At 66.8% G+C, this 12,548-nt stretch carries 11 protein-coding genes and 1 tRNA gene; 9 read left to right on the plus strand and 3 right to left on the minus strand.

Features of this window, described 5'->3' with window-relative positions; translation table 11 throughout:
• The first annotated feature begins 105 nt into the window (after positions 1–105).
• Complete coding sequence (locus FB389_RS07150; protein ID WP_246043574.1) at positions 106–2,091, plus strand: bifunctional copper resistance protein CopD/cytochrome c oxidase assembly protein; 1,986 nt, start codon at positions 106–108, stop codon at positions 2,089–2,091.
• Positions 2,092–2,111: 20 nt separating this feature from the next.
• Here FB389_RS07150 and FB389_RS07155 read toward each other — a convergent pair whose 3' ends face one another.
• The 3 genes from FB389_RS07155 to FB389_RS07165 all read right to left on the minus strand — a co-directional run bounded on the left by FB389_RS07155 (position 2,112) and on the right by FB389_RS07165 (position 4,293).
• Positions 2,112–2,768: a biliverdin-producing heme oxygenase gene (locus tag FB389_RS07155; protein WP_246043575.1), complete on the minus strand. Its 657-nt coding sequence runs from the start codon at positions 2,766–2,768 to the stop codon at positions 2,112–2,114.
• 104 nt (positions 2,769–2,872) lie between these two features.
• Positions 2,873–3,463, minus strand: a complete 591-nt coding sequence (locus tag FB389_RS07160) for a TetR/AcrR family transcriptional regulator (RefSeq protein WP_142112294.1) — start codon at positions 3,461–3,463, stop codon at positions 2,873–2,875.
• A gap of 756 nt (positions 3,464–4,219) precedes the next feature.
• Positions 4,220–4,293: transfer RNA gene (locus FB389_RS07165), tRNA-Gly, on the minus strand.
• Between the two features lie 131 nt (positions 4,294–4,424).
• Here FB389_RS07165 and dcd point away from each other — a divergent pair.
• The 8 genes from dcd (at position 4,425) to mnhG (ending at position 12,474) form a co-directional block, all read left to right on the plus strand.
• Positions 4,425–5,000, plus strand: coding sequence for a dCTP deaminase (dcd, locus tag FB389_RS07170; RefSeq protein ID WP_142112296.1), 576 nt, complete (start codon positions 4,425–4,427; stop codon positions 4,998–5,000).
• Positions 5,001–5,045: 45 nt separating this feature from the next.
• Complete coding sequence (locus tag FB389_RS07175; RefSeq protein ID WP_142112298.1) at positions 5,046–6,083, plus strand: hypothetical protein; 1,038 nt, start codon at positions 5,046–5,048, stop codon at positions 6,081–6,083.
• A 108-nt stretch (positions 6,084–6,191) separates the two neighbouring features.
• Positions 6,192–9,155 (plus strand): Na+/H+ antiporter subunit A, encoded by a 2,964-nt coding sequence (locus FB389_RS07180; RefSeq protein WP_246043576.1) that lies wholly within the window; start codon positions 6,192–6,194, stop codon positions 9,153–9,155.
• Positions 9,152–9,664 carry a Na(+)/H(+) antiporter subunit C gene (locus tag FB389_RS07185; RefSeq protein WP_142112299.1) on the plus strand — a complete coding sequence of 171 codons (513 nt, stop codon included), beginning with the start codon at positions 9,152–9,154 and terminating at the stop codon, positions 9,662–9,664. Before FB389_RS07180 ends, FB389_RS07185 begins: the two co-directional genes overlap by 4 nt.
• Entirely contained in the window at positions 9,661–11,160 is a 1,500-nt protein-coding gene (locus tag FB389_RS07190; protein WP_142112301.1) for a Na+/H+ antiporter subunit D, read from the plus strand. Before FB389_RS07185 ends, FB389_RS07190 begins: the two co-directional genes overlap by 4 nt.
• Positions 11,160–11,714 (plus strand): Na+/H+ antiporter subunit E, encoded by a 555-nt coding sequence (locus FB389_RS07195; protein ID WP_142112303.1) that lies wholly within the window; start codon positions 11,160–11,162, stop codon positions 11,712–11,714. The genes FB389_RS07190 and FB389_RS07195 overlap by 1 nt, the downstream gene beginning before the upstream one ends.
• A complete protein-coding gene (locus FB389_RS07200; RefSeq protein ID WP_142112305.1) occupies positions 11,711–12,094 on the plus strand; it encodes an MrpF/PhaF family protein in 384 nt (127 codons plus the stop codon). The genes FB389_RS07195 and FB389_RS07200 overlap by 4 nt, the downstream gene beginning before the upstream one ends.
• Complete coding sequence (gene mnhG / locus FB389_RS07205; protein WP_142112307.1) at positions 12,091–12,474, plus strand: monovalent cation/H(+) antiporter subunit G; 384 nt, start codon at positions 12,091–12,093, stop codon at positions 12,472–12,474. The genes FB389_RS07200 and mnhG overlap by 4 nt, the downstream gene beginning before the upstream one ends.
• Positions 12,475–12,548 lie beyond the last annotated feature (74 nt).

The following is a 12,548-nucleotide window of genomic DNA, read 5'->3' on the forward strand; positions in this document are numbered from 1 at the left end:
GCAACCGCGAGTTAAGGCCGGTCGACGGGCGGGTGAATTTCGCGTGGCACTGTGGCGAATCCCGCGCGGGCGCCGCCGGCCGCACGTTACCACTACCCTGGAGGCGTGAGAGATAGAACCGCCCCATCGCGCCACCTGCCAATAGTGCTAGGCGTGCTCCTCGCGCTGCCGATCGCCCTGGTGGCCGCGGCATGGACCGGGGCGTTGCAGCCGGCGGCGCTGCTGGACGCGGGCCCGATCACCCGGTTCGGTTTGCCCATAGTTGATGTCCTCGATGACATCGCCGCGGCAGCCGCCGTTGGCGGGCTGCTACTTGCCGCCGGCTTGGTCCCCACCCGTTCGACGCAACGGATGGCGCTCGTCGTGGCGAGCTGCGCCGGGGTCGCGTGGACTATCGCAGCCACGGCGAAACTGATCCTCACGGCGTCGAACACCATGGGATTGCCGCTTTCGGACCCGGGGTTCGCGGCCGGCATCGAGAAGTTCGTCACCCAGCTGGAGGGCGGCGTGGCGCTCAGCGTTGTACCGATCGCCGCGGCAATCGTGGTTTTGGTGGCGTTGGCCTCGTCCACCCCAACGGGAGCGGGATGGGGACTCGCGCTGTCCTCGGTTGCGCTCGCGGCCGCGGCGACGCTCGGTCATTCGGCCTCGGCGACGGGCCACCACACGGCCGTGGTTGCCATGTTTGTGCACCTTGTCGGCGCCTGCGCTTGGATCGGTCCGCTGATCGGCATGGTCGCGCTGTGGGCGCTGCGGGCGATTGACGGCCGGCAACTCGCGGTGACGCTGCGGCGGTATTCGACCGTGGCGCTGTGGGCCTGCGTGGCGGTCGCCATTTCCGGCGTCGCGAACGGGATCCTGCGATTGAATTCGGTCAGCGACTTGGGCACCAAGTACGGCCTACTGCTCCTGGCAAAGACAATCGGCTTCGCCGTACTCATAGGTTGCGGCGCGGCCCACCGGCGCTGGGTGCTGCGCGGGCCCATCCGTTCCGTGGGCGCGGTCTTTTGGCGGCTCGCTGCCGTCGAAATCGCGATGATGGGAGCCGTGTCGGGCCTCGCGGTTGCCCTGGCATCGAGCGCGCCGCCGAACCAGGGCCTACCCCCGGCGAACATCACGGCTGCCTGGCTCATCACCGGCTACGAACTCCCGCCGGCACCGAACCTCGCTAACTACTTCACCCAGTGGTGGCCGGACGTCTTGTTCGGCACCCTGGCGCTTGCCGGGCTGGTAGTTTACTGGGCCTGGTACCTGCGGCTGCGCCGCCGCGGCGACCACTGGCCCGCCCTGCGCCTGGCCAGCTGGACGACGGCGATGGTGGTCTTTGCCTGGGTGACGTCCGGCGGGCCCGCGGTGTACGGGCACATCCTCTTTAGCGGTCACATGCTCCAGCACATGCTCCTGGCCATGGTGATACCGCTGTTCCTGGTCGCAAGCGCGCCGATCACGCTGGCCCTGCGGGCGCTACCCACCCGGCACGATCAGTCCCGCGGGCCGCGCGAGTGGATCCTCACGCTCGTGCATTCGCGGTGGGCGCAATTCTTCGCGAATCCGATCGTTGCCGCCTGCAACTTCGCCGGATCAATGATCGTTTTCTACTACACACCCGCGTTCGAATACTCCCTGCGCACCTCGGTCGGGCACGCCGCCATGGTCATCCACTTCACGCTGGCGGGGTACCTGTTCGCCAACGCGCTGGTGGGGATCGACCCGGGCGTCAAGCGCCCCACCTACCCGCTGCGATTGGTGCTGCTCCTTGCGACCATGGCTTTCCACGCGTTCTTCGGTGTGACGATCATGAGTTCAGACAACCTCTTCGTCGCCGACTGGTTCGGGTGGATGGGGCGGCCGTGGGGCGCCAGCGCGCTCGACGACCAGATCCAAGGCGGTGAGATAGCGTGGGGAATCGGCGAGATTCCAACATTCTTGCTGGCCGTCTTCGTGGCGTACGGGTGGGCAAAATCCGACGAGCGCTCCGCCCGCCGGCGGGATCGGCAGGCCGACCGTGCGGGGGACCGTGAACTCCAGGATTACAACGCGATGCTGGCCAAGCTCGCCGACACGGATGAGGGAAAGCCGGCCTCGCGCTAGCGTCCTAGCCCGGTCGGCGCCTAGTGCCGGGCGCCCAGCGCCGCAAACATCGCGGTGTTCAGATCGAAGGCGCGCTGCGCTTGCGCCCCGGCGCGATCCAGCTCGGCGGCGCTGAGGTCAAGGCCGTCCAGGCGCTCGCGGTAGATGTCCTTGAACGGCTTTGCCTTGGGGATTTGGTCAAACGTGTAGAAGGCCAGCCCGTCTTCGTGCATGCCATAGTGCCGCTGCATCATGCGCTTGATGATCTGCCCGCCGGAGAGGTCGCCGAGGTAGCGCGTGTAGGCATGGGCCGCGTAGGAGGCAACGTCGTCACCGATCTCTTCGATGGCGGCAACGTACTCGCGCGTCTGGCCTAGGATGTCCAGATTCGCTTCCCATTGGGGCCCATACAGGAACGCGAGGTCGAGGCGGATCGCCGGTGTGCGCTCAAGCTCCGCGAATACCAGAGCGCTTCCGCGCTCGTTGCCTAGCATGGCTTGGGAGGCGGCTTCCAGGGCCGCGTATATCGGATACTGCTGGGCGGCCAGGTCCGCGTAGGCGTCGATGCCCAGCTCGCCGCCCATCAGGCGGGTAATGAAGCCCGTGTTCTCCGCGGTCTCGTGTGCGGATCGGGTGCTGGCGCGCAGGTATGCCGACAACGGCATCGAGAGGGTCGGGGCAGGAACGGTCGGGTGCACTGGATCACCTCAGGGCAGGGCGTCGGGTCGGGAAGATGGTGACACAATGTCGCCATCGAGATGACATGATGTCACGAAACCCTGGGATCGTCCAGAGGGTGGTGTCAGCTGGTGCCCACCGCGCGGAGCACGAAGTCCTCGGTGGCCTTGATCGCCGCGGTTCGTTCGGGATCCCGCTCCGGGATCTGTTTTCCTTGCAGGCAGCCGGATACCAGTGAGACGGTTGTTGGCACGTCCTGCGCGGGGAAAACTCCTTGCTCGACGCCGGTGGCGATGATGTTCGTCAGGATTCCTTCCACCTGCACCACGTGATCGCGCAGGCGCTGCTGCGACGAGCGGGACAACACGGTGCGCAGGTCGGCCCCGGGGGCCAGGTGGAACACGCGCTTGAGGCCCAGTTGCGCGCGAACGTAGGTCTGAAGCTGACTCACGGGGTCATCGACATCGCGCAGGGCTCGCTGCAAGGAACCGAGGTATTGCTCGGTTTCGTGCCCAATGAAGCCGATGAGAAGGGCCTCCTTGTCCGGGAAGTGGTTGTAAACCGCCGTGCGTCCCACGCCCGCGGCCGCGGCGATGTCGGCGAATGAGATGGCGTCGAAGCCGCGTTCGGTCATCAGCGTCGAAAGCGCGGCGAAGAGACGGTTGCGGGTTTGCTCGCGGTGCTCGCGCAGGGACCCCCCAATGATCTTCGGCATGGTGACATCATCCCACCGATTGTCATGTTCCGTGGAATCGAGAGAACTCGTCCGAAATTTGTCCACAGATGTTATCCACACCTGTGTGGGTATCTACGCGCGGATGCCGAATCTCCTGTGGAATTGTGTGGACGGCGTGCGTTTTGATTGCGGCGGGACCAACGCCCGGTTGCAGATGGGTGCCGGTGGGGGATAAAACTATGGGGGTAGTCCCTCTTCGAGTGCCACCGCGGTGCCTTTCGCTTGGCGAATCGGTGCGGCGGTGCGAAAGGGGCTCGATCAATCGGAGAACGGCTCGCCGTCATCGCAAGGTGCCGCGGGTGACGCTACGGAGGCGCGCCGCGTCCGGGAGATCGCATCGCAAGTTCGGGACGCCCGTCTCGGAGCCACTCGTCACAGAGGTGTTGTCAGCGCTGCTACGGCAGCCGGACCAAGCGGTGTTCGCAGGGCCCCTCGAAACCGTGATTCGAGGGGCCCTCGCGGTTTCTTGTGCCCCGCGCTCGCGCGTCCGGCACTCCCCGGTGTGGCCCGATCTCAGGTGCGGCACTCGCAATGGTTAATCCCGCACGCGGCTCGCACACCCGGTTGGCCTGGTTGAGCGGTGGGGCCAACGCCAAAGCCCGCAACTAAAGTGAAGGGGGCGATGTTCCTGACGGGCCTGAGCGCGCCGGCGTTCAACCCGGATCTGCATGATGTCCCGGACGAGGCGATTCGCGATGCGATTCGCGAAGTAGGCATGGCGCCGATTGGCCTAACTGGAGCGGATGACGGGAATCGAACCCGCGCTGTCAGCTTGGGAAGCTGAAGTTCTACCATTGAACTACATCCGCGCGGCCCGGCAAACGCACCGAGCATCCACGAGTATAGCAAGGCCCGACGACCCCGCCGTGCATAGGGCCCGCCCGCCCGTCCGGGCCGCGTAGCGTTGCCCGCCGCGCCGGGCGCGACTACCGTGTAACGCGTGCTGCTATCTGATCGCGACATCCTTGCCGAAATCCAAGCGAACCGCGTGCGCCTCGACCCATACGATCCGACGATGATCCAACCGTCGAGCATCGATGTGCGCCTCGACAAGTTCTTCCGGCTGTTCGACAACCACAAGTACCCGTTCATCGACCCGGCCCAGGAGCAGCCGGAGCTCACCCGGATGGTGGAAGTCGGCGAGGGGGACTCGTTCATATTGCACCCCGGGGAATTTGTACTTGCTTCGACCTACGAACAGGTTTCGCTCCCCGACGACGTGGCGGCGCGCCTGGAAGGCAAATCGTCGCTGGGGCGGCTGGGATTGCTGACGCACTCGACCGCCGGATTCATCGACCCCGGATTCACCGGGCACGTCACGCTGGAGCTTTCCAACGTCGCGACCCTCCCGATAACGCTGTGGCCGGGAATGAAGATCGGGCAAATGTGCTTCTTCCGCCTCTCGTCCGCCGCCGCACATCCGTACGGGTCCAGCGAGTACGGCTCGCGCTATCAGGGGCAGCGCGGTCCCACGGCCTCGCGGTCGTGGCAGAACTTCCACCGCACCGAGGTCTAGGTGTCGCCGCGGCGGGCACTGCACGTCCTGGCTACCCCCCAGGCGGTGACGCCCAGGGACGTCGCCAGGCTCGCCCAGGCCCTCCTGGTGGGAACGCGGAAATCCGCCACGTGGGCGCAGGCGCGCGCGGCCACCGGTGCTATCGCGCGGGTCGCCCCGCAGTGGCAGGCCGTCGCCAGCAGGCACAGCGCCCTGGCGTGGGTGGAGCCCGCGAGCATAGCGGATCAGGATTTGCTCGCAACATTGAGGGACGAGTTCCCCGCCTCCCACGGCGCGCTGATTCTCGACACCGAGTGGGACCGCGAACCCGGGCCGGGCTTTCCCCTGCCCGATCCGGACGGGGTGCGCGCGGCGTTGGGGAATACCGACGCGTGCCGCGAGGAACGCCGGATGCTTGATTGGCTGCTCGGCGCGGCGCGCCACCTCGGACGGATGCCCGTGGTGGCGGGCGCCCCCTACGGCTTGCCCGCGTGGCTGCACGCGGAGCCCGCCACGGGCGAGGGGACGTGGGCGTCCCGGCCCACCGCGGTGCGGGTGGACCCTCTGCGGCACCTCGATAGGTGGATCTACACTCCCGTCTGGCTCACCCCGGCCGCCGCGTTGTCGGTTGCGCAGCAGGCCGCCGCGGATGCGGCACTCATGGTGACCGAACGCGAGTGGGGCTGGGTGGCGCCAGTCGCCGCCGCGCCGCACGCCCCGGGCATTCTCACCGCCAACCAGCGCGAGGCCATTCACCGGATCGTCGCCGCGCAGGATCGCCAGGTAGTGGCCGGCGGCGCGCGTTCGAACGGCTATGCGCTCGCGGTCCCGGTGGGGCGCGGCGGCGCGGTGATCGTCGAGGCGGGCGTCGTCGAGGTGATACCGCCCGCGCTGCGCGGAGCGCGCGAGCTATCGACGGGTTGCGTTTCGTACCGGTTGGCGTGGGAGTCTTCGGACCTCGAGGGCGTGCACGCGGGTACGCTGGACGCGAAACTCTTGGCCGAGCGCGCGGACGCGGATCGCGTAATCGCAGTGTTGGAGCAGGCCTTCACGGCCGCGGCGGGCGGATTTGTGCTCGATTACGACGGATTTCCGGTGGGTTAGCCCGCCTTTGATTGATAAACTTTGATCACCGCCGAGTTTGCCCGTATCCGGGGCAGGTTCACTTCGCGCCCGGTGCGCGTGACCTAGTTCAAAACTAACGACGGGAAGATGCCTGTGCTCTACGTGCTGACGTTCCACGTCGTGGTTGCGCTGCTCGCTCCCACCGTGATGCGTCGGTTCGGAAGGCGCGGTTTCACCGCCCTTGCGCTCGCCCCGGCGTCGACCGCCGCATACGCGGCCGCAATCGCCGCGCCGGTTCTGGCGGGGCGACAGGTGGTCTCGAGCGTGCGCTGGGTTCCGACTCTCGACCTTTCACTCACTTTCCGGATCGACACCCTTTCGTGGGTGATGCTGCTCATCGTGGGAGCCGTCGGCGCCCTGGTCTTGGTCTACTGCGCGGGCTATTTTTCCCCGAAGGCCGCAGGTAATGGCCGATTCGGCGCCGTGTTTGTGGCGTTCGCGGGCGCCATGGCCGGTTTGGTCGCGGCCGATAACACCCTGGTGATGTTCACGTTTTGGGAATTGACGACCGTCTTTTCCTACCTGCTGATCGGCCACTATTCGGACCGCAAGCCGTCGCGGCGAGCCGCCATGCAGGCGATCGTTGTCACCACGGCCGGCGGGCTGACGATGCTTGTCGGGCTGATTCTGTTCGGCGAATCGGTAGCGGGCGGCTACTCGTTCCAAACCCTGATCGCGGGCCATCCGCACACATCGGTCACCACGGCGGCGTTGGTATGTGTCATCGTCGGTGCCGCGAGCAAATCCGCGCTCATCCCCATGCACTTTTGGCTGCCAGCGGCGATGGCGGCGCCGACGCCCGTCAGTTCCTACCTGCACGCGGCCGCGATGGTTAAGGCGGGGGTCTACCTGCTGGCGCGCTTCGCTCCGGGGTATTCCGACAACCGCACCTGGCTCATTCTCACCCTCACCCTCGGGTCGGCAACCTTCCTCCTCGGTGGCTACCGGGCGCTGCGTCAACACGACCTGAAGCTGATCCTCGCTTACGGCACCGTGAGCCAGCTTGGCCTGCTGGTGCTTCTCCTGAGCGCGGGCAGTCGGGCCGCCGCCCTGGCGGGGCTGGCGCTGCTGTGCGCGCACGCCATGTTCAAGGCGACGCTGTTCCTGACAACGGGCGCAATCGATGTCGCCGCGGGCAGCCGCGATCTGCGCCGCCTAACCGGAGTGGGCAAGCGTGTCCCGGTGCTCGCCGTGGCGGCCGGCATCGCCATAGCCTCGATGGCGGGGGTGATCCCGACTGCGGGATACGTCGCCAAGGAAGCGGCGATGGACTCGTTCGCCCACGGCGGTGTCGCGGCGGGCGGTGCCGTGGCCGGATGGCTGTTGTTCGCGGTCGTAGTCGCCGGATCCATCCTGACCGTCGCCTACGGCCTACGGTTTTGGTGGGGCGCATTCGCGTCGAAGCCGGAGGGCGCAGGCAGGGCCGCGCAGGCGGCCGACCCGGATGAGGACCTGTCTTGCATCGACCCCGCGACGATCAAGAAGCCGGGCGCGCTCTTGGTGATCCCTCCCGCGATCCTCGCGGCCGCGAGCCTGCTGGTGGGCCTGCTTCCGCACGTCACCGAGCGAATCCTGGGCCCCTACGCAAACTCCTATCCCGCGGGGGACGGCGGCCACCTCACGTTATGGGGGGGCCTGACGCCCGCGCTGTTCGGGTCGATTGCGGCGCTGGGCGTCGGTGCGCTCTTGTTCGCGGCGCGTGCTCCCATCGAGGCGTTTCAACGACGTATCGGGTCCCCGGTCGAGGCCGACTACATCTACCGGCGCTTCATGCGCAAACTCGATGACTTCGCCGCCGACACGACAGCTTTCACGCAACGCGGCTCCCTGCCCTTCTACCTGGGCGTCATCTTCTCCGTGTTCGCGCTGGCAGGCGGATTCGCCCTGGCCCGGTCCCAGGGCATCGGACGAGTCCGCCTCTTCGATTCCTTCGCGCAGATAATGCCGGTGGTCGTCATTTGCATAGCGGTCGTGCTGGTGGTTCGTTCCCGCCGTCGCCTCAAGGCGGTGCTGCTCGCCGGGTTCGGCGGCTACGCCGTGGCGGCGCTGTTTATCCTGCACGGCGCGCCGGACCTGGCGCTCACGCAGGTCCTGGTCGAGACGATCACGCTGGTCGTGTTCGTGCTGGTGCTGCGCAAGCTGCCGCCGTATTTCTCGGACCGGCCCCTGGCGCGCAGCCGGTGGAGCCGCCTGGGGATCGCGGTCGCGGTGGGCGTTGTCGCGATGGGTTTGGCGCTGGTGGCGCCGGGCGCGCGGGTGGATCTGCCGGTGTCGAGCGGAATCGCCGACCAGATATACAGCTACGGGGGCGGCAAGAACATCGTCAACGTCATCCTCGTGGATACGCGTGCGTGGGACACCATGGGAGAAATCTCGGTGCTGCTGGCGGCGGCAACGGGCATAGCATCGCTGGTCTTCTTGCGGCGGCGCACCTCGCAGATCGAACGGGTCGAGGACCTGTCCGGCCCGGCGTCCAACGTGAATGTGTGGGGCGGAGCGGGGGTCAACGACAACGCAGCGGCCCTGCGGCGCCAAGACGCCGCGACCACGCGGGTCCCCGCGGGCAGCAAGCCGGCGTGGCTGCGCGCGGTCCCGACGCTCGCGCCTCTTAGGCGCTCGCTGATCTTCGAGGTCGTCACCCGGATCGTGTTCCATCCGCTGGTGGTTTTCGCCGCCTTCCTCCTGTTTTCCGGGCACAACAATCCCGGCGGCGGGTTCGCGGCGGGTCTGGTCGTGGGCATCGCGCTGGTGATCCGCTACCTGGCCGGGGGCCGCTACGAGCTGTCCGACGCGCTCCCGGTCCAGCCCGGTTTGCTGCTCGGAAGCGGTCTGGTGCTATCGGTTGGCACAGGCCTGGTGGCGCTGGTGACGGGGAACTCGATGCTCCAGTCCGTTATCTGGCACCTCACGGTGCCACTGGTCGGCGACGTCAAGATAGTGTCCTCGCTGTTCTTCGACGTGGGAGTGTTCTTGGTCGTCGTCGGATTGGTGTTGGACATCTTGCGCTCGCTCGGAGCGGAAATCGACAAGCAGGGGGAGGTACGGTCGTGATCGACACGGCTCCATCCTTAGCACTGGTGATCGCGGTCGGGGCGTTTGTCATCGGCGGGGTCTACCTCATGCTGGAGCGCAGCCTCACGCGCGTGCTCGTCGGGTTCATTTTGGTTGGGAACGGCATCAACCTGCTATTCCTCATATCCAGCGGGCGCGCCGCCAAGGCGCCGATCATCGGCAACGGGACCGAATCGGAGTGGAGCGATCCGCTGCCGCAGGCGATGGTGTTGACGGCGATCGTGATCACGCTGGGCATGGTCGGGTTCGTCCTTGCGATGGCCTACCGGTCGTGGCAATTGCACGGACACGACGAGGTGCAGGACGACCTGGAGGACCGAAGAATCGCACGCTTGGCGGCCAAGAACGCTCCCAGCGTCTACGACGAGGACACCGACACCGCGGACCGGACTCTCCTGGATGACCAGGCCCGAGACGTGCGCGACGAGACCGCCGACGACGGCACGGGACAGGGCCCGGGCGCAGGGCAGAAGGGTGACGAGCGGTGAACGCCATTTCGCTAGTTCCCTTGCCGGTCGTGATTCCCCTGCTGACAGCGGGGTTGACGCTCGCCCTGTGGAAGGTCCCCAAGCTCCAACGCCTGCTCGCCGTCACGGCGCTGATCGCGATGGTCGTGGTCGGCGTGCTCCTCGTCATCGGCGCGGATCGGGGCGCGCTGGTCATGCACGTCGGGGGGTGGCAGGCACCGCTTGGAATCGCCCTGGTAGCCGACCGCCTCTCGGCGCTGATGCTGACAGTGTCAGCATTCGTATTACTGTGCGTCCTGCTTTACTCCCTGGGGCAAGATATCGCCGACGGCACCGCCGAAGCGCCCATAACGATCTACTACCCGACGTACCTTGTCCTGGCCGCCGGAGTATCGAACGCCTTCTTGGCGGGCGACCTTTTCAACCTCTACGTCGGATTCGAAATCCTGCTCGTCGCCAGCTACGTCCTGCTCACCTTGGGTGGCACCGGAGAACGCATCCGCGCTGGCGCGATCTACGTCGTGGTGGCGTTGGCCTCGTCCATTGTCTTTTTGGCGGCGCTGGCGGTGACCTATGCGGCGACCGGCACGGTCAACCTCGCCCAACTCGCGCAGCGCTTGGGGCAGATCGACCCGGGCGTGGCGCTCGCGATCCAGCTTCTTCTGCTGCTCGCCTTCGGGATCAAGGCCGCCATCTTCCCGCTTTCGGCGTGGCTTCCGGACTCCTATCCGACGGCCCCCGCGCCGGTGACGGCGGTCTTCGCGGGGCTCCTGACGAAGGTCGGCGTGTACGCGATCATGCGCACGCAGACGCTGCTGTTCCCCGACGGGCGGCTGGACACGATGCTGATGATCCTGGCGCTATTGACCATGGTGCTCGGAATTCTGGGGGCGGTCGCCCAGTCGGACATCAAACGACTGCTGTCTTTCACGCTGGTCAGCCACATCGGCTACCTGCTGTTCGGAATCGCGCTGTCGTCGCAGCTCGGCGTGGCGGGCTCGGTTTTCTATATCGTCCACCACATCACCGTCCAAACCAGCCTGTTCCTGGTCGTGGGGCTGATAGAGCGCCGCGGCGGCACCACGAACCTGGACAAGCTGGGAGGGCTAGCTAAGGCATCGCCGGGCTTGGCGATCCTGTTCTTTATCCCCGCGCTGGCGCTGGCGGGGATACCGCCGTTGTCGGGATTCTTGGGGAAGCTGGGGTTGTTGCAGGCGGGCGTCGCGGCCGGGACGCCGATTGCGATGGTGCTGGTGGTGGGGTCCGTCGTGACCTCACTGCTCACGCTGTATGCGCTTGTCAAGGCCTGGAATAAGGCATTTTGGCAGGCCCCCACCATCGAACTGCCCACGGAACGGGTCCCGCGCACCATGGTCGTCCCCACGGGCCTGCTGCTGACGTTCGTGGTGGCGATCACGTTCGCGGCCGGTCCGCTCTACGACTACGCGGGCCGCACCGCGCAAGAACTCATTCACCGCGATACCTACGTCGCGAGCGTTCTTACGGGAGGTGCCTGATGCATGTGACCCCGCGCAGGCGAGGTGCGCGCGCCTCGATTGCCTCCGTTATCACGATCATCGTTCTGTGGACGCTGCTGTGGGGGGACCCGAGCGTCGGTAACCTCCTGGGCGGTGCGTTGATCGCCGCCGCGGTCCTGTTCGCGCTCCCCATGACCCGCATTCGGTTTTCCGGAACCCTGCGTCCATGGCCCGCGCTGCAGCTCATAGCGCGATTCCACGTCGACCTGGTGCTCGCCTCCTGGCACGTTTCGGTGCTGGCGTTTCGCTGGCGGCACACGCCCAAGGGGGCGATCATCGGCGTCAAGTTGCGCTGCGCCAACGACCTGGTGCTGACCTCGGTCGCGCAGATTTGCGCGTTGGTTCCGGGCACGTTGGTCGTGGACGCGCACCGCCTCACGGGCACGCTCTATCTCCACGTTTTGGACCTGGCCGGGTCGGGCGGAGCGGAAAAGGTCCGCGCGGACACCTTGGAGTTGGAGGGACGAGTTCTGCGCGCGATCGGATCCCGCGCCGACTTGGAGCGAGCTGGATTGGTGGGTGAATCGCGATGACGGCCGTGTACATTGTGTGCGCCATTTCGCTGTTTGTGACGGCCATTTTGGCGATTGTGCGGGCGGAGCGGGGGCCCTCCATGCTCGATCGAACCGTTGCGCTGGACCTGTTCGCGACGGTGCTTGTGGGCGGGATCGCCGTTGAGGCCGCGTGGTCGCGGCGCGTCGATACCCTGCCGATCCTGGTGGCGCTGTCCGTCGTCGGGTTCGTTTCGTCCGTTGTGGTGGCCCGATTCGCGGCGGCCGAGCCGCCGGAATCCAAGAGGATTAAGACCGCCGCCGAGGTCGAACTGGAGCTTGCGCGCCAGCGCGCCGAGGAAGAAGCCGCCGATGAGCGCGAACGCCTGGAACGGCAGCGCCGGTTGGAGGGGGACCAGTGACTTTCGCAAGCTTTGCCGACGGGCTGGCCGCAGCTCTGCTGCTGGCAGGGTGCGTGCTGACGCTGGCCGCCGGGGTCGGTATCACGCGCTTTCCCGACCTGCTGGCGCGGATCCACGCGGCGGCGAAGCCGCAGGTGCTGGGGCTGCTTCTCGTGCTGAGTGCCGAGGCGCTGCGCGTGCGCTCGTGGCCGGTCTTGGGGATGCTGGTCGTGGTCGTCATTTTCCAGTTCTTGACCATTCCCGTCGCGGCCCACATGGTGGCGCGCGGCGGGTACCGCACGGAGCAATTAGATCGTTCCTTGTTGGTCGTCGATGATTTGCGGACGGATATGGAGGCCGCCGCGGCGGCCGAGAAGGCTCCAACCAACTACGACGATTAGGGACGAGCGCCCGCGGCGCCGCCCCGCCCGGCGCACCGCGGGGCGGGCGGGCCAGAACCAGGGATGCGTCAGGG

Origin of the sequence: Rarobacter incanus (genome assembly GCF_006715765.1) — a bacterium.
Taxonomy (GTDB): domain Bacteria; phylum Actinomycetota; class Actinomycetes; order Actinomycetales; family Cellulomonadaceae; genus Rarobacter; species Rarobacter incanus.